This window comes from Sphingobium yanoikuyae (assembly GCF_034424525.1).
In the GTDB taxonomy this organism is placed as follows: Bacteria; Pseudomonadota; Alphaproteobacteria; order Sphingomonadales; family Sphingomonadaceae; genus Sphingobium; species Sphingobium yanoikuyae.
The window spans coordinates 2,762,697-2,782,675 of sequence record NZ_CP139979.1 but is presented as its reverse complement, the minus strand read 5'-3'; the positions used below and the strand labels follow the sequence as shown (position 1 = coordinate 2,782,675).

Sequence of the window (19,979 nt, the reverse complement as noted above, 5' to 3'; positions counted from 1 at the left end):
CCGCCCCTGACATTTTCGATCCTGTATCTTTGCCTGTGGCAAACGCGGCATAATGCAATCTGTTCCGCCATATGGGACGGGATCGCAACGGCTTGACTTCATGGGGCAGGCCCCGCACGACGCTGCTGCAATCAGAGAGGATCACATGGCAAGCGACGCGACTATCACCGTCATCGGCGAGGCAATGCTGGAACTGAGCCGGGGCAGCGGCGATGGCTGGAACCTGCGCTATGGTGGCGATGTCATCAACACCGCGATCCACCTGGCCCGTTCGGGTGACAAGGTGCGCTTTGCCAGCGCGATCGGCGCCGATCCGATGAGCGAGGATCTGCGCAAGGCTTGGGAAGCGGAAGGGGTCGATACCGGCCTGCTGATCGGCACGCCCGGCCGGACCACCGGCCTCTATGCGATCGAGACGGATGAGACCGGCGAGCGCAGCTTCCATTATTGGCGCGGCGAAGCGGCGGCGCGGGCGATGTTCGACCTGCCCGAAAGCGGCGCCATGGTTGATGCCGCTGCCCAGTCGGACCTGCTCTATTTTTCGCTCATCACCCTGGCCATCCTGCCCGACGCCGGGCGCGAGGCGTTGCTGGCGCTGTGCGAACGGGTGAAGGCGCGGGGGGGGCGGATCGCCTTCGACGGCAATTATCGGCCGCGCCTGTGGAGCGACGCCGCGACTGCGCGGGCCTGGCGAGACCGGGCGATCGCTTTGTGCGACATCGGGTTGCCGACCCTGGCGGACGAAGTCGAAATGGGCGAGGCGGATGATGCCGCCGACGCCGCAGCGCGCTGGGGCGCGGGCGAGGGCCGCGAGATCGTGGTCAAGCTGGGCGCCGAAGGCTGTCTGGTCGGTGGCGTGCTGGTGCCGCCGCCGGCGCGGGTCGATGTCGTGGATTCGAGCGGTGCCGGCGATGCCTTTAACGGCGGCTATCTGCATGCGCGGCTGGCCGGCGCGGAGCCGGCAGAGGCGGCATTGGCCGGACATCGTCTGGCCGGGTGGAATATCGGTCGGCGCGGCGCGATCCCGGCGCGCGACGCCGATGCGCCCTATGGCCAGAAGGTGCCGGCCTGAGCCGGGAGCGATCGCACGGGACGTGGCCTGTGGTCACGCCCTGTGCTAGCGCGCTGACATGACGATCGGGGATGCCGCATCGGCGGGCGGGCGCGACGAAGGATCGGGCCGCCGCCGCCAGATATTGGAAATCGCCGCGCAACTGTTTGCGCGCAAGGGCTATCGCGGCACGTCGATGCGCGACATTGGCGAGCAGGCCGGGGTACTGGGCGGATCGCTCTACCATCATATCAAGTCGAAGGACGCGCTGTTCGTCGAACTGCATAATGGCGCGCTGGATGCGGCCGAGGCGCGGATCGCGGCGGCGGTGGCGACACAGGCCGATCCCTGGGCGCGGCTGGAGGCGGCTTGCGCCAGCCTGCTGGATATTCAGTTGGCGGCGGATTCGCTGACCATGCCGATGATGAATGATTTTCGCGCGGTGCCGGACCCGGTGCGCGACCAGCTTGTCGCGCGCCGCGACCGGTTCGAGCAATTGTTTCGGGATCTGGTGGCGGCGCTGCCGCTGCCGGCCGACATCGACCGTTCGCTCTATCGCACGTTGCTGCTCAGCCAGCTCAATTCGGCGGCCGACTGGTATCGCGATGGCCGGCTGACGCGGGCGCAGATCGCCGCGCAGATCGTCGCCATTTTTCGCCACGATCGGTTATAGTCAGGGCATCAATGGGGTGCGTCGCAGTGGCGAGGATGCCGTGCGTGTTTGACTGTAACAGATGTTTGGTATAGCTGGTCCGCAGCAATATTGGAGAGGTTCGATGTACAGCTATGTTCCGCCGATCGACGATTATCGCTTCCTGTTGAGCGAGGTGCTGGGCTTCGACCAGGCGATGGCGGAGCTGAACAAGGATGTCGACGCCGACCTGGCCGTGACCGTGCTGGACGAGGCTGGGCGCATGTGCGCCGAGCGCCTGGCGCCGCTCAACCGCGAAGGCGACGAGCATGGCAGCCAGTTGATCGATGGCGCGGTGCGGACGCCGCCCGGCTTTGCCCAGGCCTATCGCGACTTTGCCGATGCCGGCTGGGCGGCGCTGTCGGCCGATCCCGACCATGGCGGGCAGGGGCTGCCCTTCATCCTGCAACTCTGGTTGGACGAGATGCTGTCGGCCGCGAACCTGTCCTTCGGCCTGTTCCCCGGCCTGACCCGTGGCGCGTGCGAGGCGATCGCCGCCCATGCCAGCGAAGAACTGAAGGCGACCTATTTGTCGCGCATGGTGAGTGGCGAATGGACCGGCGCGATGGCGCTGACCGAAAGCAGCGCCGGCACCGACCTTGCCCTGCTGAAGACCAAGGCCGAGCCGCAGGACGATGGCAGCTATGCGGTGACAGGCACGAAGATCTTCATCTCGTCGGGCGACCATGATTTTGGCGGCAATATCGTTCATCTGGTGCTTGCGCGCCTGCCGGATGCGCCGGCCGGGGTGAAGGGGATCAGCCTGTTCCTGGTGCCCAAATTCCTGCCCGGCGCGGATGGCGCCTTCGATCAGCGCAACAGCATGTCGGTTGGCGCGCTGGAGAAGAAGATGGGCATCCATGCCCAGCCGACCTGCGTCATGAATTATGATGGCGCGACCGGCTGGCTGGTGGGCGAGGCGCATCGCGGCCTGGCCGCCATGTTCACGATGATGAATGCCGAGCGGCTGATGGTCGGCATCCAGGGACTGGGCATCGCCGGCGCTGCCTATCAGCAGGCGGCGGGCTATGCCAAGGAACGGTTGCAGGGCCGCAGCGCCGACAATGCGCGCGCGCCGGTGGCCATCATCGAACATGCCGACGTTCGCCGGATGCTGCTCAATATCCGCAGCTTCGTGGAAGCCGGGCGCGCACTGGCCGGTTGGACCGCGCTGCAGCATGACCGCTCGCAGCACCACGCCGACGCCGGCGAACGGGCCAGGTCCGACGCGCTGGTGCCGCTGCTGACCCCGGTGGTGAAGGCGTCCTTCACCGATTTCGGCTTCGAAAGCGCGGTGCAGGCGCAGCAGGTCTTTGGCGGCCATGGCTACATCCGCGAATGGGGCATGGAACAATATGTGCGCGATGCGCGCATCGCCCAGATCTATGAAGGCACCAATGGCGTGCAGGCGGCGGACCTGGTCGGGCGCAAGCTGCCGATGGCGGGCGGCGCGGTGGTCGAAGGCTATTTCGCCCTGATCGCGGCCGATGTGGAAGCGGCCGGTGGGAGCGTGATCGCGCGCAGCACCAGCACGGCGCTTGAGGCGCTGCGCACGGCGACGGCGGCCCTGCAGGGCGCGGACACGGATGCAGCCGGCGCGGCGGCAGTCGATTATCTGCGCCTGTTCGCGCTGGTGTCGATGGGCTGGATGTGGACCCGCATGGCGCAGGCGGCCGCGCAGGGCAACAGCCCGCTGCATCAGGCGAAGCTGAAGCTGGCCGACTATTTCGCGCTACGCGTCCTGCCTCAGGCGCAGGGCCTGGCCGCCACGATCGCCGCCGGTGAAGCGTCGATCATGGCGTTGGAGATCGACGCCTTCTAATTGCGCACCATCAACACGTCGCAGGGCGCGCCTTCAAGCAATTCGGAGGCGCGGCTGCCGATCAGCGCATGGACGAAGCCGCTGCGACCATGGGCGCCCAGCACCAGCAGGTCGATATCGCGCTGTGCGATCAGGGTCGGCAGGACCTCGCCGGCACGTCCCTCGATCAGTTCGACCTGGAAGGGGCGGGCTTGGCCGGCCAGTTCCGGACGCGCGGCAAATTCGGCGCTTTCCCGTTCCGCTTCCGACCGGGCGAAGGCCAAGGTCTGGTCGGGATCGAGGCGGGACGGGAAGCCGCCATCATAGACATGGACCAGATCGAGCCGTGCCTTGGGAAACAGCATCGCGGTCATCTGCACGGCATGGAGCGAACAGTCGGAAAAGTCGGTCGCGATCAGGATGCGCCGATAGGGGTGGCGCGGCCGTTCCTTGACCACCAGCACCGGCACGGGCGAACGCCGGACCAGATAGTCGACCGCCGTGCCCAGGATGAAGTCGCTGACATGATTGTGACGGGCCGGGCCGACGACGATCACCGCGCTGCCCCGCTCCTTGCCCAGTTCCGCGATGGTTTCGGGCGCACGGCCCTGGATCAGCACCGGTTCGATCGGCGCGGCGATGCCCTCGGTCAGCTTCGCGATGACCCGTTTGGCACGATCGGAGGCGCGGGCGACATGGGCGGCATCGCCCTTGTCCAACGCATGGGCGACGAGCAGCGTACCGCCCAGGTCGGTCGCCAGTTCGACGGCCCGGTCAAAGGCCCGGTCGCTGCGGGCGGTCAGATCGGTGGCGATGAGGATGGTTGGCGGCACGAACATCTCCCTGTCTGGTCAGGTGGTAGCTAAGCGCCCGTTTGAGAAAGCCGGTTCCAGCCCGCGCCCCCGCCCAACCACCCGATCCAGTGTCATCCTGTCGGGTGGTTGGGCGGGGGCGCGGGCTGGAACCGTACTGAAAATCGCCCTTTCGCGATTTTTCAAACAGGCTCTAAGCGCTTGCAAGACAAAGCCTATCATCCTCACGCCGCGCTTGCCACTCCGGGTAGACCCTGGCCCGGCAGGGGGGCGATGGCCGACACCGGCACCTGTCGGTCGGTCAGCGCCAGTGGCGCGGGACGGTGTGAAATCAGGATAAGGCCAGTGCCGGTCCGGTCGAGCCAGATGCGCAGCCGACTGATCAGCAGCGCCTCGGTCGCGGCGTCCAGCCCCTCGGTCGGCTCATCCAGTAACAGCCAGGGACGGCCGGTCAGCAGCGCGCGTGCCAGCGACAGCCGCTTGCGTTCGCCGCCCGACAAGGTGCCGCCGGCTTCGCCCAGCCGATAGTCGATCCCGCCGGGCAGGCTGGCGATGCGCTGGTCGAGACAGGCAATATGCAGCGCATCGGCCATATCGGCCGCATCGATGCCGGGCCGGGCGAGGCGCAGATTGTCGGCGATGCTGCCGGCCAGCATCGGCGCGTCCTGGGGCGAGAGGGCGAACTGGTCACGCAGTTCCGTCCCGGAGCAGGCTGCCAGCAGATGGCCGCCAAGCGCGACATCGGCCGTGACCGGACGCAGCCCGGCCAGCCCCTCCGCAAGCAGGCTCTTGCCCGAACCGGAGCGGCCGGTGACGGCGACCCGCGCACCGGGGCGCAATTCGACGCCGCCCAATCGGATGGCTTGGGCTGTCGCAGCGGATGGCGCCGGCGTATCTTCCAGCGGCAGCGCATCGAGCGCGGCCAGCCGGGCGAGGCCGGCATCGACGCTGGCCTGGCGGAAGGCGGTGCGCGACAGCCCGGCCATCGCCTCCACCGCGCCGGCGCTGGCCAGCAAGGCGAGCGCGACCAGCGGCGCGGCGGCATCGGCGCCGAGCAACACCAACATGACCGCCAGCGCGCTATAGGCCGCGAGCAGGGCGGCCTGCACGCCTTCGCCGATGAACAGGCGGGCGCGGGCCTGATCGAGCCGGCGCGTGAGCGGTGCCAGTTCGGCCATCACGCGATTCCCCAGCCCATAGGCCGCGATTTCCGCGCGGGCGCTCGCCAGTTCGACATAGCGGGTGCGGAGAGCACCGAGCGCGTCGGCTGCCTGCTGCGCGGGGCCTTCGGTCAGGCGCCGGGCAAGGCTGCGCAGCAAGAGCGGCAGGGCGGCGAGCATGACCGCCAGCAGCAGGGCCGACAGCCAGCCGCCGCTCGCCGCCAGGATCACGCCCGCCAGCGCTGCCATCAATCCGGCGATCCGGCTCGGCCGGCGCACCACCAGATCCTCCAGCGCGTCGATGTCGCCGGTCAGCCGCGCGGCGGCGTCGCCGCTGGACAAGGGCAGGGCGGTGCGGCTGTCCTGCGCGGCGAGGCGCGCGAACAGGCTGGCGCGCAGGCCGCCCATGGCTTCGAGCGCGGCGCGGTGCGACCAGAGCCGCTCGCCATAGCGCGAGACGGTGCGCAATATGGCGAGCAGCCGGATCGCCGCGCTGGGTACCAGATAGTTGAACGCCTGCACCGCTATCGTGCCAGCCGCGCCGGCCATGGCGGCGGCGGTCAGGAACCAGCCGGCCAGCGCCAGCAGGGCAATGCCGGCCAGCGCCGCTATGACGGCGCACAGCGTCGCGCGGCGCAACAGCGTGGCGGAGCCTGTCGCCTTGTCGAGCGCGATCCGGATCGGATTCACAGCATCACCTCCATCCGCGCGGCGGCGGTCAGGCGATGATCATGGGTGGCGACCAGGATCGCGCGCTCGGCCGACAAGGCGACCAGCAGGGCGATGATGTCGGCGGCACTCTGCGCATCCAGATCGGCGGTGGGTTCGTCGCAGAGCAGGACCGGCCGTTCGGACAGGATGGCGCGGGCAAGGCCGATGCGCCGCCGTTCGCCGCCCGACAGGCCAGCCCCCTGATGATCGATGGGCAGGTCCAGCCCCTCCGGCCGTGTGGCCAGCATGGGCGTCAGACCGACCCGCGCGGCAACCTGCGCGATTTCGGCCCGGTCGGCATCGGGGCGGGCGAGGGCGATATTGTCGGCCAGGCTGCCGGGCAGCAGCAGCGGCCGCTGGGCCGCCCAAGCGATGCGGGCGGGATCGACCGGAGACAGTTCGCCCGAGGCCGGGTCAATCTGTCTGGCAATCGCGGCGAGCATGCTGGTCTTGCCGCTGCCGGTCGGTCCGGTGAGGGCGATCAGGTCATGCGGCTTGAGCGTCAGGCTGACCGGGCCGATCCCAGAACCGATGCCGATCCGCAAATCCCTGAGATAGAGGCCATCGAACGGCGCGCTGGCCGGATGCGGCGTGGTGTCCACGTCTGGCAGGGCGGCAGCGATCGCCTTGTCCGCCGCTTCGCCCATCTGTTTGTCATGATAGGCCGCGGCCAGGCGGCGCATCGGCAGATAAAATTCCGGCGCCAGCGCCAGCGCGAACAGCGCGGCGCGCAGGTCGAGCGCTTCGGGCGAGGGAAAGGGCAGCAGGCCAAGCAGGGCAAAGCCGCAATAGACCGCGACCAGTGCCACCGAGAGCGCCGCGAAAAATTCCAGCACCGCACCCGACAGGAAGGCGACGCGCAGCACCGCGCCGGTGCGGGTCGCCACCTCCTGCGCGGCGCCCGCCACCTGTCGGCTGATCCGCGCCTGCGCGCCATGATGACGGATCAGCGGCAGCGCGCGCAGCCGGTCGACGAACAGGCCCGACAATTCGGCCAAGGCCGCCAGTTGCCGCTCCGCCGCCGCGCGCGCGGCCGTACCCGCCAGCACCATGCCGAAAGCGAAGGGGATCAAGGTCGCCAGCATGATCGCGGCGCAAACCCAGCTTGCGGTCGCGACGATCGCGGCGACCAGAAGCGGTCCCAGCACCGCCGCCTTGCGGATCGGCAGGAAGCGGGCGCCATGCGCCTCGATCGCGGCGAGATGGTCGATTGCCAGCGTCGCATTCTCGCCCGCCAGCAGCGGCCGGGCCAGCCGTCCGCCGAGCAGCCGGGGCAGCAACGTCGATCGCCGCGCGGCGACGATGCGCTGGGCTGACCGGATCGCCTGGACATGGGCCAGCATCAGCCCGGCCGCACGCACCAGTCCGCCGGCCGCTAGCAGCAGCGGCGACAGCCAGCCGATCGCGACGCCATCGGCCAGCGAACTGACGCCCTGCGCCAGTCCCGCCGCGAAAAGAGCGGCGCCGATGATGTCGATGACCCAACCCATGCCTGCGGTTTTCCCTAGCTAGACCTTGCGTCTCATTCATTTAGGTTTGGCGGCAGAATATAATTTGATCTGTCTCAATGATGTAGCGCCGTCACGTCCATATTTCGCCAGCCAAATCGGTTAAGGGAAGAAAGGGGGTCGCGATGATAAGCATGGCCGTCGTTGAATTATCCAGGCTGCAATTCGCTCTCACAGCTTTATACCATTTCCTGTTCGTGCCCCTGACGCTGGGCCTTTCCTTCATGCTCGTCATCATGGAAAGCGTCTATGTCATGACGGACCGCCCGATCTGGCGGGATATCACCCGCTTCTGGGGCAAGCTGTTCGGGATAAACTTCGTCCTTGGCGTGGCCACCGGCCTCACCATGGAGTTCGAATTCGGCACCAACTGGGCCTATTATTCGCACTATGTCGGCGACATATTCGGCGCGCCGCTGGCGATCGAGGGCCTGATGGCCTTCTTCCTGGAGGCGACCTTCGTCGGCCTCATGTTCTTCGGCTGGGATCGCCTGTCGAAGCGCGGCCACCTGCTCACCACCTTCATGGTGGCGCTGGGGTCGAACCTGTCGGCGCTGTGGATCCTCGTCGCCAATGGCTGGATGCAGCATCCCACCGGTGCGACCTTCAACCCGCAGACGATGCGGATGGAAGTGACCGACTTCATGGCGGTGATCTTCAATCCGGTCGCCCAGGCGAAGTTCGTCCACACCGTCAGCGCCGGCTATGTCTGTGCCAGCGTCTTCGTGCTGGGCGTGTCGGCCTTCTATCTGCTCAAGGGCAAGCATATCGCCATTGCCAAGCGCTCCTTCACCGTCGCCGCCGCCTTCGGCCTTGCCGCATCGCTGTCGGTCGTCGTTCTGGGTGACGAAAGCGGTTATGCGCTGACCGAGAACCAGAAGATGAAGCTCGCCGCGATCGAGGGCATGTGGCAGACCGAGCCTGCGCCGGCCGGCCTGACCCTGTTCGGCCTACCGTCCAACAGCGGGCGCGAGACCACGCATGAGATCAAGGTGCCCTATGTGCTGGGCCTCATCTCCACCCGCAGCCTGACCGGCGAAGTCACCGGCATCAACCAACTGGTCGACACCGCCAAGGTGCGGATTGCCGCCGGCATCATCGCCTATGATGCGGTCGAGACGCTGAAGGTCGATCGCAACGACCTGGTCGCGCGGGAAGCGTTCGAGCGGAACAAGGCGGATCTGGGCTATGCCCTGCTGCTGAAGCGCTTCATCGCCGATCCGCGCCAGGCCGATGCCGCGACGATCGAGAAGGCGGCCTGGAGCACCGTGCCCAATGTGCCGGCGATCTTCTGGATGTTCCGCATCATGGCGGGGCTGGGCTTTGCCTTCATCGCCTTCTTCGCGACCGCCTTTGCCTTCTCGTCGATGCGGCGGTTCGATGCGCGCTGGTTCCTGAAACTGGCCCTGTTCATGATGCCGATGCCCTGGATCGCGATCGAGGTCGGTTGGGCCGTGGCGGAAATCGGGCGCCAGCCCTGGGCGGTGGACGGCGTGCTGCCGACCTTCCTTGCCGCCTCCAGCCTGACGGTGCCGCAATTGTGGACCACCATCATCGGCTTCACCCTGCTCTACGGTATCCTGGCAGTGATCGAGGTGAAGCTGATGCTCGCCACCATCGCCAAGGGTCCGGAACGCTATGTCCCCTGGCGGCCCGACAGCCCCGCCGAGCCGGCGCCCGATTTCCGCGCCGTGCCCGCCGAATGACGCCCGCCAACCGGAGTTAGGACAATGACCATTCCGCTCGATTATGAAACGCTGCGCGTCATCTGGTGGCTGCTGCTGGGCGTGCTGCTGATCGGCTTCGCCCTCACCGACGGCTTTGACCTCGGATCAGCGGCCTTGCTGCCCTTTGCCGGCCGGACCGACGAGGAACGGCGCATGATCATCAACAGCGTCGGCGCTACCTGGGAAGGGAACCAGGTCTGGTTCATCCTGGGCGGCGGCGCCATCTTTGCCGCCTGGCCCTTCGTCTATGCCGTCAGCTTTTCCGGCTTCTATCTCGCCATGTTCCTGGTGCTGTCGGCGCTGATCCTGCGGCCAGTCGGCTTCAAATATCGCTCGAAGAAGCCGGACGCCCGCTGGCGCGCCGGCTGGGACTGGGCGCTGTTCGTCGGCGGCCTGGTGCCCGCGCTCGTTTTCGGCGTCGCGGTCGGCAATGTGCTGGTCGGCGCGCCCTTCCGCCTCGATGGTGATCTGCGCATGTTCTATGAAGGGTCGCTGCTCGGCCTGTTCACGCCCTTCACCCTGTTGACCGGCCTGCTGTCGGTCGCGATGCTGGTGCTGCATGGTGCCGGCTGGCTCAGCCTCAAGACGCAGGGGCCGGTGCTGCAGCGCGTGCGCCGCTATGGTCAGGGCGCGGCGGTCCTGTCGATCCTGCTGTTCGCTATCGGCGGGCTGTTCGTTGCCTGGAGCGGCATGGGCTATCGCGTCGATGGCGTGATCGATCCCAATGGTCCGTCCAACCCGCATCTGGGCGGCGCGGTCGCGGCGGCGGGCGCATGGCTCGACAATTATGCGGCGCATCCCTGGATGCTGCTGGCGCCGATCCTGGGCTTTGTCGGACCAGTGCTGGCATTGCTGGGTATTCGTGGCCAGCGCGACACGTTGGTCTTCGCCGGATCGTCGATCGCCAATGTCGGCATCATCAGCACCGTCGGCCTGTCGATGTTCCCCTTCATCCTGCCCAGTTCGATCGATCCGGGGTCCAGCCTGACCGCGTGGAACGCCTCGTCCAGTCACGGCACCTTGTTCACCATGCTGATCTGCACCGTCATCTTCCTGCCGATCGTGCTGGCTTACACGGCCTGGGCCTACAAGGTGATGTTCGGCCGGGTGACCGACCGGGAAATCCGCCTCAACCCCGACTTTTACTAAGGATCCGACCTATGTGGTATTTTGCCTGGATATTGGGCGTCGGCCTGGCTGTCGGCTTCGGCATCCTCAACGGCGTCTGGCACGAGTTCCATTCGGAACCCGGCGAATATTGAGCTGACAGATAGCGCCCCGGCGGTTTGACACGGCCGGGGCGTCACGCCACCCCGTTGCGGCCATGGATATGCAGGGGAAGGGCATGAACGAAGAGGCCGAAACCGCCCGCATCGCGCGCCGCCATGCCCAGATATTGGGCGATGCGCCCCGCATCGAAGCGCTGAGCATCGACGAGTATAGCGCCGATCTCGACCCGCTGATCCGGCAGATGATCGCCATCAACCAGAGCATCGACGCGCGCGAGGCGGACCTGCTGACCGACGTGACCGATGCGCAAGCACAGGGGCTGGGCGACATGTCCGCCGTGCTGGCACGCCTGCCCGAAATCATCCGTACCATGATGCGCCATCCGGCGCTGTTCGCCCGCCAGACGGATGTCGGCGTCACGCTGCTGACGCAGGGCAAGCTTTCCGCGCGCGATCGGGAAATGGCGATCCTGCGCGTTGCCTGGCTCTGTCAGGCGCCCTATGAATGGGGCGAGCATGTGATGATCGCGCGCCATGCCGGCATCGCTCGGGAAGAGGTGGAGCGGATCGTGATCGGTTCGGCCGATCCGGGCTGGAACGACCATGACCGGGCGATCCTGCGCGGGGTCGAGGAACTGCATGGCGACGCCATGATCGCCGACGCGACCTGGGCCGTGCTGGCGGCGCGGCTGGATGAGGCACAACTGATCGAGCTGACGGTGCTGATCGGTCAATATCAGGCCGTGGCCTATTATCAGAACAGCCTCAAGCTGCGCCTGCACGGCGGCAACAAGGGGCTGTCCGCCCGATAGGCCCGGCCGTCAGGTCGGTTCAGCCGATCCGTTCACTCGGCATGTTTCGGGGCGGGACTGTCCACCCTGACGAAGCCGTGCGGGGTCTGGACCCACTGGCCGGCCTTCTTGCTGGTCGGCGTGAAGGCGACGCGGGCTTGGGGGCTGCTAGCGCTACGAATTGGCTTCATGGCTGGATACTCCCTGTTCCTTTTCATTCTATCCAAAATCACGCCGAACGAACCTCGGGAATTTTACGGGGATCGCACATTTGGGGGACATTTTCTTGGATTGGATATTATCGAGGCCTTGATAGGGAAATCCATGAGGGCCCCTTTTGTTCCGGCTTCAATGGCGAAATTTCTAGGGCTGAGGTGCATCGCTACAGTGATTGGTTTGTCCAAATTGGTCATGCCAACTTGTAGTGCCGCAGGCGCCGGGTTAGCCTCCCGCAAAATCGAGGGAGGATGCCGTGACGAAGGGCCACATGTTGATGGTGGGAAGCCTGTCCCTGCTGGCGATGACGGGCGCGATGCTGGGCGCTGCCACGCCTCCCGTAGACCCCGGCCGCTTTGCTCAGGTCGCAAAGGTCGATGACCAGTATCAGGCCTATAATGTCGAGATGGTGGAGGTGGTCGGCGGCCGCTTCTGGGCCCCCTATCCCAAGCCGGGCGAGCCGCGGCCCCAGCCAGCGGCTGGCGGCAGCGGCGGCGTCGATATCGCGGCCGTCATGTTCCGCAAGCGCGAGCCGATCGACCTGGCCGGCGACACGCGGCTGCGCAATCTCGCCCGCGCGCTGGGGCCGACCTATGTGCGCGTGAGTGGTGGCTGGGCCAATGCCGTCTATTTCCATGACAGCGATACGCCGCCACCTGCCACCCCGCCCAAGGGCTATCAGAGCGTCCTGACCCGTGCCCAATGGGCCGGCGTCGTCGATTTCGTGAAGGCCGTTGGCGGCAAACTGGTCGTATCCTTCCCCGTGAGCGACGGCGCGCGCGACGCATCGGGCGTATGGGATCCCGATCAGGCGCGCCGGCTCAACGCCTATACCGAGAAGTTGGGCGGCCATATCTACGCCGCCGAACTCATCAACGAACCCAATGCGGGGTCTATGGTCGGCTTGCCAAAGGGCTATGATGCGGTGGCCTTCGCCCGCGACATGGCCGTCTTTCGCGCGTTCCGCGACGCCGATGCACCGCAGATGAAGATCGTCGGGCCGGGCAGCACCGGCGAGGCCGGCTTCGTCATCATGCCGCGCAATATCGGCGTGGTGCCGACCGACGCACTGATGAGCGCCGAGCCGCGGCCCAGGGTCGATATCTTCTCCTATCATTTCTACGGCACCGTCTCGAAACGCTGCGCCGCGATGGACAAGAGCGCGGGGATCAGCCCGGACCGGGCGCTGGACGAGGACTGGCTGGCGCGCGCCGACAGCACGGCGACCTATTACAAGGAACGGCAACAGCGTTTCGCGCCCGGCACCGATATCTGGATCACCGAAACGGCGCAGGCGGCCTGTGGCGGCGACGCCTGGGCAGCGACCTGGCGCGACAGTTTCCGCTATGTCGACCAGTTGGGGCGGCAGGCGAAGCAAGGTGTGTCGGTGGTCTTCCACAATACGCTGGCGGCCAGCGACTATGCACTGATCGACGAGGCGACGATGATGCCGCGGCCGAGCTATTGGGCGGCGGTCCTATGGGCGCGGCTGATGGGCAATGTCGTGCTGGATGCGGGCCGGAATGAAGGCAAGCTGCATCTCTACAGCCAGTGTCTGCGTGGCACACCGGGCGGCGTCGCGCTGGTCGCGATCAATCTCGATACCGCCAATCCCGCCAGCCTGTCGCTCGCCGGCAAGGCGGCCCGTTATACGCTGACCGCCGACAATCTGGACGCGGGCAGCGTGAAGCTCAACGGCCGGACGCTGGCGGTGGGGCAGGATGGCGTCTTGCCCAATCTCAAGGGCGTCGCCGCGCGCGGCCTGCAGTCACTGCCGGCGGCAAGCATCAGCTATCTGACCTATCCCGATGCCCGCAACCCGGCCTGTCCCTGACGCCTGATACGGCGCCGGGCGGGCCGGGAAGGGGCTGTTCGGCGCATCAGGCGAGGGCCAGGGCAAAGGCGCCCATATGGGCGATGATGGCGCAGCACATGATGGCGATCGCGCTTTTGGTGCTCAGAAAATCGGTCATGGTCTGTCTCCTTGGCCGGTCGGAGCGGACGATCCATTCATCGGCCCGCCGGTATGAGGGGGAGCGATGGCAGCCCACGATTGACGGGCAAGCGGCTTTTCGTCACGCAGGAGGAACAGAAGAAAAAGCGCGGAAAACCGGGCCCTTCGCGGTTCGCGTTTCGCGAATGGAGAGGGGGATTGCGTGAAACGTCTCCGCCGTGTGCTGCTCGAACTCTGGGCGATGCTGCCGGTCGCGGTGGTGGTCGGCTTTCTTGGCCCCTTTGGCACCTATTTGTCGGGCGACTTCCTGCTGCGCGCCGGGCGATGGTGGATCATGCTGATGGGCGCCTATATCCTCGCGCGGCCGACGCTGATCGCCTGGCGGGCGATTGCGCGGGCGACCCGCCTACCGCGCGGGTCTCTGGTCTTCTGGGGCATGGTCGCCTCCAGCTTTCCCATGGCGCTGATCTGGCGGCTGGTCGGGCGGGACGAGGTGCGACTGTTGGGCGGCTATGCCGGCCTTTTGCCCTTCACTTTGCTCTGCTGTCTGCTCGTCATGACCATCGCCTGGTGGGCGGAGCGGGCGGACGCGCATCTGCTGCGCTATTATGATGAGCATATGGGGCCGGCTTCACCCTTCGTGTCGCCATCGACCGATGGTGCGCCGCCGCTCACGCCGATGGCGGGAAAGCAGGTTCGCCTTCATCAGCGTCTCAGTCCGGCTTTCACTGGTCCCATAATCGCCCTGGAGAGCGAGGATCATTATGTCCGCATCCATGGGCCGCATGGCAGCGAACTGATCCTGATGCGGCTGCGCGATGCCATTGCCGAAATGGACGATGTGCCCGGCGCGCAGACCCATCGCAGCTGGTGGGTGGCCAAGGCGGCGCTTGCCGACGGAGCAAGCGTGGGCAAGGGCCGGGAAATCCGGCTGACCAACGGTCTGTCCGCGCCGATCGCGCGCGATTCCCTTGATCGGCTGCGCCAGTCCGGTTTCCTGCCGGACTGACGCGGCAGGATCAGAGGATCAGGTTCAGCGCGACGATGATCAGGATCGCCGCCAGGATCGTACGCAGCACCGCTTCGCGCACATGCGAGGCGAGCAGGCTGCCGACGATGATGCCGGGGATCGACCCGATCAGCAGCGATGCCAGCAGCGACATGTCGACCGTGCCCAGCCACCAATGGCCGATGCCGGCCACCAGCGTCAGCGGCACGGCATGGGCGACGTCGCTGCCGACGATGCGGGCGAGCGGCGTGCGCGGATAGAGGATCAGCAGCGCGGTCGCGCCGATCGCGCCGGCCCCGACCGAGGTGATGGTCACCGCCACGCCCACGACCACGCCCAGCAATATGGTGAGGTTGCGGGTGGTGACGGGGCTGCGATCCTGGCCATGGGTGCGCGACCAGGCCGTGATCCGATCGCGGAACAGCAGCACCAGGCCGGTGAGGAACAGCATCACCCCCAACGTCACCTTGATCGGATCGACCACGGCGGCCGACGGTGGCCCCATCGCCCGCAGCGCCATCAGCGCGCCGATCGCGGCCGGCATCGACCCCAGCGCCAGCCAGCCGACGATCGCCCAGTCGACCGACCGCTTCCAGCCATGGACCAGGCTGCCCACGCTCTTGGTGACGCAGGCATAGAGAAGGTCGGTGCCGACGGCCGCAGCCGGGTGGAAATTGAACAGCAGCACCAGGATCGGCGTCATCAGCGATCCGCCGCCAACGCCGGTCAGCCCGACCAGCGTGCCGACGATGAAGCCCGTCAGGGAATAGAGCGGATTGATCGTCACGACCGCTCCTGCGGTGCATGACGACAGGCGGTGCGACCCATCATGGCGTCACCTAAGGGCGTTTGCGCTGCCCATGCAAGTCCCTGCACTCGATCCATATCCCTGCGTCCCCCTTATGTTTCGCGGTGGGACATAGCGGACGCCATGGCGGGGTGAAACCCGCCCCTTGCTTGAGGGGGGTGATAGCTTTGCTATGGACGGCGCGCGCCACATATCGCTCCCGCGGCTGTCTGGCCCGCGTCCGAGCGCCTAGCGTGCCGGGATAAGCGACAGGAGCAGGATATGGTGGAACGGGCACGGGTGGCGGTGGTGACGGGCGCGAGTTCGGGCATCGGCAAGGCGATCGCCAAGGCCATGGCGCGGCAGGGCTGGCGGGTGATCGGCACCGGTCGCGATCCCGAGCGGCTGGCGGCTGCAGAGGCCGAGATAGCGGCGGAGGCTGCCGGCGCGCCCGTCACCATGCTGCGCGCCGACCTGTCGCTGCTGGGCGGCGCCGCCCAACTGGCCCAGGATATCGCCGCGCTGACCGACCGGGTCGACCTGCTGTTCAACAATGCCGGCGGCATGACCGACAAGCTGGTGATGACGGACGAGGGGCTGGAGGCGAATTTCGCCGGCAATCATCTGGGGCCGTTCCTGCTGACCCAGCGCCTGTTGCCGCTGTTGCGCAAGGCGGTGCAGGATCAGCCGGCGGGCGCGGTGCGCATCCTCAACACCGCCTCCGACGCCAGCGAGATGATCCCGTCGATCAACCTGGACGACATGCAGAATCTGGAACGGTTCAGCCCCGGCATGGCCTATTGCACCGGCAAGCTCGCCAATGTGCTGTTCGCCCGCGCGCTGGCCGATCGGCTGGCGGGGGAGGGGATCGTCGCCCATGCGGTCCATCCCGGCGCGGTCGACTCGAACTTCTTTTCGCATGCGCCGGTCGATACGCAGGAGCGCTCGCGCGGGCTCGACAAGGCGAGCGAAGCGGACGGAGCGGACACGCTGGTCTGGCTGGCGACTGCCCCGGAAGGGGCGGCCAGCAATGGCGGCTATTGGTATCGCCGCGCACCGCGCACGCCCAACACGCTGGTCGAGGATGCAGCGATCGTCGATCGCTTCTGGCGGGAAAGCGAAAAGCTGATCGCGGCGCATGGCCGCTGAGAACGCAAGGCGCCCCGGACCGGCAATCCCCATCGCCGGTCCGGGGCAGTCCCTCCCCCAGGGAACTTATTCCGGCACCTTCACCTGCGCCAGGCGCGGTGAGAGCAGGTGGATTGCCAGCAGGGCGATGAAATAGGCGCTGCCTGCGACCGCGAAGAGCGGCGCATAGCTGCCGATGCTGTCGAGGATATAGCCGGCATATTTGGCCATCAGCATGCCGCCGATCGCGCCGGCCGTGCCGCCGATGCCGACCACCGATCCGACCGCCGCGCGCGGGAACATGTCCGAGGGCAGCGTGTAGAGATTGGCGGAAAAGGCTTGATGCGCGGCGGTGGCGATGCCGATCACCAGCACGGCGACCCACAGATTGTCGATCGACTGGGCAAAGAAGACCGGCGTGACCGCGGCGGCGCAGACCAGCATGGTCAGCTTGCGCGCGGCGTTGACGCTGTGCCCGGCCTTCATCAGCCGTCCCGACAGCCAGCCGCCGGCCACGCTGCCAAGGTCCGACAACAGATAGATGGCGACCAGCGGCGGGCCGAAGCTGATGAGGTCGAGGCCGTAGCGCTCGCCCAGATAGCCCGGCAGCCAGAAGAGGAAGAACCACCAGATCGGATCGATGCAGAATTTGCCGATGGCAAAGGCCCAGCATTCGCGCACGGCAATCAGCCGGCGCCAGCCGATCGGCGTGACCGGGTCGGCCGGATCCTGCTGGATATAGGCGAGTTCGGCGGCGCCGACGCGCGGATGTTCCTGCGGCCGGCGATAGAAGATCAGCCAGGCGGCGAGCCAGACGACGCCGAATATGCCGGTCGCGATGAAGGCGAAGCGCCAGCCATATTGGATGGTCAGCCATGGCACCAGCAGCGGCGTGATGATCGCGCCGACATTGGCGCCCGCGTTGAACAGGCCGATCGCGAAGGCCCGTTCCTTCTGCGGGAACCATTCGGCCACCGCCTTGATGCCCGCGGGGAAATTGCCGGATTCGCCGACGCCCAGGCCAAAGCGGGCGAAGGCGAACTGGGTCACGCTATGCACGCCGCCATGGGCGACATGGGCGATCGTCCAGATGATGATCGCGACGGTATAGCCCAGCCGCGCGCCGATCGCGTCGACCAAGCGGCCAAAGCCCAGATAACCGATTGCATAAGCCGCCTGGAACCAGAAGACGATATTGGCATAGTCGGTTTCCGACCAGTGCATCTCGGCCGCCAAAGTGGGCTTCAGCACGCCGATCATCTGCCGGTCGACATAGTTGATCGCGGTGGCGGCGAACAACAGCCCGACGATCACCCAGCGATAGCGCCCGACCCTCTGGGTTGCTCCGGCGACGGCCTCGTTCATTCTCTTCCTCTCCTCTTGCCCTGCGGCCTTGTCAGGTGGCCGCTTGGGGGCGGATGACGCAGTGTGCGGTGCCGAGCGGTCCGAAGTCCGCAACCACCGTCTGCCCGACGCGCACTTCATGCACGCCGGTGACGGCGCCTGTCGATATCCATGCGCCCGGTTGCAGCCTTATGCCGCGCGCGGCGAGATTTTCGAGCAGGAAACGCACGGAGCCGATCGGCCCGTCGGGGAAGCTGACGGCGCGGCCGGTGCCAGCGACGACGCCATCGATGCTCAGGCTGATGTCGATCTCGGCAAAGGTCAGGTTCTGCCAGTCCGGCACGGCCGCGCCGATCAGCAGGCCGTTATTATTGCCGAAATCCGAAACGGTCACGGCCGGGCCATGCTCGTTGATGCCGGTGAAGGGCGAACTGGCGATTTCCAGGCCGATATGCACGGCGTCGACCAGCGCGGCGGCTTCCTCCAGCGTGAAACTGGTCTGGGCCGGGTCGGGCGCCTGTCCGATGCGCAGCAGGAATTCCGCCTCCGCCGCGCCAAAGCCCTGGGCAAAGACCAGCCCGGTGGCATCGGGGGTCAGGGCGTGGATGGTTGGGGTGAAGATCGGCCCGGCCAGGCGATCGGCGCCGAAACGCTCGACCAGCGGCGCGGGCACGCGGCCGACCTTCCAGCCGCCGACCGGCGCATCGACCAGCGCCAGTGCCTCCGCCTGGATTGCATAGCCGTCGGCCAGGCTGGGCGGGATCGGGCCGGGATAGTCGGAAAAGCCCGTCGCCTGCTGTCGGGCGGTGACGAAGGCGCGCGCAATGGCGGCAGGGGAAGCGGCGGTCACGATGATCCTCTCGGCTGGTTCTCCCTCTCGGGATGCCTGTAAGAGTAACCGGTGTCAATAGATTTGCCGAGCGACGCATATTGCGCTGGTTGCGGGCCATAAGCGCGCTATAAAAGGGGCATGACAAAGACACCCAGGGACGAGGGCGCCACCGCCAAGCTGACGATCAACGACATTGCCCGCATGGCCGGCGTGTCGAAGAAGACGGTCAGCCGCGTCATCAACCGATCGCCGCTGCTGAACCAGGAAACCCGCGGCAAGGTGGAGGAAATCATCCGCCAGACCGGTTATGTCCCCAATCCGCAGGCACGCGCGCTGGCGCTGGGGCGCAATTTCCTGATCGGCCTGATCTACGACAATCCCAATGCCCAGATGGTGCTCAGCATGCAGAAGGGGATATTGGAGGCGCTGCACGGCACCGAGTTCGAACTGGTGGTGCGCCCGGTGGACAGGGGCGCGGCCATGGTGATGGAGGACATCCATAATTTCGTGACGCGCCAGCGCCTGTTCGGCGTCGTCGTGCTGCCACCGCTCTCCGAAAATGACAGTCTTTCCAAGCTGTTCGACGATGCCGGCTGTCGCTATGTGCGCATGGGTTCGGCCCTGCTCGATGACCCTGAACATATGGTCGCCTCCAATGACCGGGACGCGGTGGCCGATGCGGTGCGCTATCTGATCGCGCAGGGGCATCGGCGGATCGGCCTGATCGCCGGGCCGCATGGCTTCCGTTCCGCCAAGGAGCGGCGCGAGGGCTTTGAGATGGCGCTGGCGGAAGCCGGCATCAGCCTGCCGCGCAGCCTGGTTGCGGACGGGCAATATACTTTTGAATCAGGGGTTTCCGCTTCGGAAAACCTGTTCGATCTGACTTCGCCGCCGACCGCGATCTTTGCCAGTAATGACGAGATGGCGGCCGGCGTCCTCTATGCGGCGCGGCTGCGCGGGATCGAGGTGCCGGAGCAATTGTCTATCATCGGTTTCGACGATACGCCGCTCACCACCCGCGTCTGGCCGCCGCTGACCACGGTGCGCTGGCCGATCGCGGCCATGGGCCGCGCCGCCGCACTCAAGCTGATCGGCACCGCCATCGGCGAGGAGGCGGAGGTCAGCGAGCCATCCCTCTTCAGTTCGACCCTGATCCGGCGCAGTTCGGTGGCGCCTGCATCGGGCTGATCCACGCCAAGGTTGACACCGGTTTCCGAATTTGCTTCCC

The 19,979-nt window shown here is 66.6% G+C and carries 18 protein-coding genes; 11 read left to right on the top strand and 7 right to left on the bottom strand.

Going from position 1 to position 19,979, the window contains the following annotated elements:
* The first annotated feature begins 145 nt into the window (after positions 1 to 145).
* From U0025_RS12775 to U0025_RS12765, 3 genes are all read left to right on the top strand, one after another.
* The gene (locus tag U0025_RS12775) at positions 146 to 1,072 is read left to right on the top strand and encodes a sugar kinase (RefSeq protein WP_004207776.1); all 927 of its coding nucleotides are present in this window, start codon (positions 146 to 148) and stop codon (positions 1,070 to 1,072) included.
* Positions 1,073 to 1,130: 58 nt separating this feature from the next.
* A complete protein-coding gene (locus tag U0025_RS12770; protein ID WP_004207775.1) occupies positions 1,131 to 1,724 on the top strand; it encodes a TetR/AcrR family transcriptional regulator in 594 nt (197 codons plus the stop codon).
* Between the two features lie 103 nt (positions 1,725 to 1,827).
* Entirely contained in the window at positions 1,828 to 3,564 is a 1,737-nt protein-coding gene (locus U0025_RS12765; protein WP_004207774.1) for an acyl-CoA dehydrogenase, read from the top strand.
* Here U0025_RS12765 and U0025_RS12760 read toward each other — a convergent pair.
* From U0025_RS12760 to U0025_RS12750, 3 genes are all read right to left on the bottom strand, one after another.
* The gene (locus tag U0025_RS12760) at positions 3,561 to 4,382 is read right to left on the bottom strand and encodes a universal stress protein (RefSeq protein WP_037490304.1); all 822 of its coding nucleotides are present in this window, start codon (positions 4,380 to 4,382) and stop codon (positions 3,561 to 3,563) included. The genes U0025_RS12765 and U0025_RS12760 overlap by 4 nt on opposite strands.
* A 197-nt stretch (positions 4,383 to 4,579) precedes the next feature.
* Entirely contained in the window at positions 4,580 to 6,205 is a 1,626-nt protein-coding gene (locus U0025_RS12755) for an ATP-binding cassette domain-containing protein (RefSeq protein ID WP_004207772.1), read from the bottom strand.
* On the bottom strand, positions 6,202 to 7,716 hold the full coding sequence (locus tag U0025_RS12750) for an ATP-binding cassette domain-containing protein (RefSeq protein WP_004207771.1): 1,515 nt from the start codon (positions 7,714 to 7,716) through the stop codon (positions 6,202 to 6,204). The genes U0025_RS12755 and U0025_RS12750 overlap by 4 nt, the downstream gene beginning before the upstream one ends.
* Positions 7,717 to 7,859: 143 nt before the next feature.
* On the opposite strand from U0025_RS12750, the gene U0025_RS12745 reads away from it, so the two are divergent.
* The 4 genes from U0025_RS12745 to U0025_RS12730 all read left to right on the top strand — a co-directional run bounded on the left by U0025_RS12745 (position 7,860) and on the right by U0025_RS12730 (position 11,502).
* The gene (locus U0025_RS12745; protein ID WP_004207770.1) at positions 7,860 to 9,440 is read left to right on the top strand and encodes a cytochrome ubiquinol oxidase subunit I; all 1,581 of its coding nucleotides are present in this window, start codon (positions 7,860 to 7,862) and stop codon (positions 9,438 to 9,440) included.
* Between the two features lie 24 nt (positions 9,441 to 9,464).
* Positions 9,465 to 10,610: a cytochrome d ubiquinol oxidase subunit II gene (gene cydB, locus U0025_RS12740; protein ID WP_004207769.1), complete on the top strand. Its 1,146-nt coding sequence runs from the start codon at positions 9,465 to 9,467 to the stop codon at positions 10,608 to 10,610.
* 11 nt (positions 10,611 to 10,621) lie between these two features.
* Complete coding sequence (gene cydX, locus U0025_RS12735; RefSeq protein ID WP_004207768.1) at positions 10,622 to 10,723, top strand: cytochrome bd-I oxidase subunit CydX; 102 nt, start codon at positions 10,622 to 10,624, stop codon at positions 10,721 to 10,723.
* A gap of 83 nt (positions 10,724 to 10,806) precedes the next feature.
* Positions 10,807 to 11,502 (top strand): carboxymuconolactone decarboxylase family protein, encoded by a 696-nt coding sequence (locus U0025_RS12730; protein ID WP_004207767.1) that lies wholly within the window; start codon positions 10,807 to 10,809, stop codon positions 11,500 to 11,502.
* 32 nt (positions 11,503 to 11,534) lie between these two features.
* On the opposite strand, the gene U0025_RS12725 is transcribed toward U0025_RS12730, so the two are convergent.
* Positions 11,535 to 11,672 carry a hypothetical protein gene (locus U0025_RS12725; protein WP_004207766.1) on the bottom strand — a complete coding sequence of 46 codons (138 nt, stop codon included), beginning with the start codon at positions 11,670 to 11,672 and terminating at the stop codon, positions 11,535 to 11,537.
* A 281-nt stretch (positions 11,673 to 11,953) separates the two neighbouring features.
* Here U0025_RS12725 and U0025_RS12720 point away from each other — a divergent pair, with 281 nt between their 5' ends.
* Together U0025_RS12720 and U0025_RS12715 are read left to right on the top strand one after the other, a co-directional pair.
* On the top strand, positions 11,954 to 13,531 hold the full coding sequence (locus U0025_RS12720; RefSeq protein ID WP_254792238.1) for a glycosyl hydrolase family 79 N-terminal domain-containing protein: 1,578 nt from the start codon (positions 11,954 to 11,956) through the stop codon (positions 13,529 to 13,531).
* A gap of 322 nt (positions 13,532 to 13,853) precedes the next feature.
* Entirely contained in the window at positions 13,854 to 14,660 is an 807-nt protein-coding gene (locus U0025_RS12715) for a LytTR family DNA-binding domain-containing protein (protein WP_004207763.1), read from the top strand.
* A gap of 10 nt (positions 14,661 to 14,670) precedes the next feature.
* Here the strand turns inward: U0025_RS12715 and U0025_RS12710 are convergent, their stop codons facing one another.
* Entirely contained in the window at positions 14,671 to 15,447 is a 777-nt protein-coding gene (locus U0025_RS12710; RefSeq protein ID WP_004207762.1) for a sulfite exporter TauE/SafE family protein, read from the bottom strand.
* Between the two features lie 282 nt (positions 15,448 to 15,729).
* Here U0025_RS12710 and U0025_RS12705 point away from each other — a divergent pair, with 282 nt between their 5' ends.
* On the top strand, positions 15,730 to 16,596 hold the full coding sequence (locus U0025_RS12705; protein WP_004207761.1) for an SDR family NAD(P)-dependent oxidoreductase: 867 nt from the start codon (positions 15,730 to 15,732) through the stop codon (positions 16,594 to 16,596).
* 66 nt (positions 16,597 to 16,662) lie between these two features.
* Here U0025_RS12705 and U0025_RS12700 read toward each other — a convergent pair whose 3' ends face one another.
* Both U0025_RS12700 and U0025_RS12695 read right to left on the bottom strand, forming a co-directional pair.
* Complete coding sequence (locus U0025_RS12700) at positions 16,663 to 17,940, bottom strand: MFS transporter (RefSeq protein ID WP_004207760.1); 1,278 nt, start codon at positions 17,938 to 17,940, stop codon at positions 16,663 to 16,665.
* A gap of 31 nt (positions 17,941 to 17,971) precedes the next feature.
* On the bottom strand, positions 17,972 to 18,769 hold the full coding sequence (locus U0025_RS12695) for a 2-keto-4-pentenoate hydratase (protein ID WP_004207759.1): 798 nt from the start codon (positions 18,767 to 18,769) through the stop codon (positions 17,972 to 17,974).
* Positions 18,770 to 18,889: 120 nt separating this feature from the next.
* Here U0025_RS12695 and U0025_RS12690 point away from each other — a divergent pair, with 120 nt between their 5' ends.
* Positions 18,890 to 19,939: a LacI family DNA-binding transcriptional regulator gene (locus tag U0025_RS12690; RefSeq protein ID WP_004207757.1), complete on the top strand. Its 1,050-nt coding sequence runs from the start codon at positions 18,890 to 18,892 to the stop codon at positions 19,937 to 19,939.
* Positions 19,940 to 19,979 lie beyond the last annotated feature (40 nt).

Bases quoted from the DNA above. Each gene is read 5' to 3' on its own strand.
- cydX (WP_004207768.1), top strand. From the start codon at position 10,622: ATGTGGTATTTTGCCTGGATATTGGGCGTCGGCCTGGCTGTCGGCTTC.
- U0025_RS12750 (WP_004207771.1), bottom strand. From the start codon at position 7,716: ATGGGTTGGGTCATCGACATCATCGGCGCCGCTCTTTTCGCGGCGGGA.
- U0025_RS12745 (WP_004207770.1), top strand. From the start codon at position 7,860: ATGATAAGCATGGCCGTCGTTGAATTATCCAGGCTGCAATTCGCTCTC.
- U0025_RS12775 (WP_004207776.1), top strand. From the start codon at position 146: ATGGCAAGCGACGCGACTATCACCGTCATCGGCGAGGCAATGCTGGAA.
- cydB (WP_004207769.1), top strand. From the start codon at position 9,465: ATGACCATTCCGCTCGATTATGAAACGCTGCGCGTCATCTGGTGGCTG.
- U0025_RS12765 (WP_004207774.1), top strand. From the start codon at position 1,828: ATGTACAGCTATGTTCCGCCGATCGACGATTATCGCTTCCTGTTGAGC.
- U0025_RS12725 (WP_004207766.1), bottom strand. From the start codon at position 11,672: ATGAAGCCAATTCGTAGCGCTAGCAGCCCCCAAGCCCGCGTCGCCTTC.
- U0025_RS12705 (WP_004207761.1), top strand. From the start codon at position 15,730: ATGGTGGAACGGGCACGGGTGGCGGTGGTGACGGGCGCGAGTTCGGGC.
- U0025_RS12760 (WP_037490304.1), bottom strand. From the start codon at position 4,382: ATGTTCGTGCCGCCAACCATCCTCATCGCCACCGATCTGACCGCCCGC.
- U0025_RS12770 (WP_004207775.1), top strand. From the start codon at position 1,131: ATGACGATCGGGGATGCCGCATCGGCGGGCGGGCGCGACGAAGGATCG.
- U0025_RS12730 (WP_004207767.1), top strand. From the start codon at position 10,807: ATGAACGAAGAGGCCGAAACCGCCCGCATCGCGCGCCGCCATGCCCAG.
- U0025_RS12700 (WP_004207760.1), bottom strand. From the start codon at position 17,940: ATGAACGAGGCCGTCGCCGGAGCAACCCAGAGGGTCGGGCGCTATCGC.
- U0025_RS12690 (WP_004207757.1), top strand. From the start codon at position 18,890: ATGACAAAGACACCCAGGGACGAGGGCGCCACCGCCAAGCTGACGATC.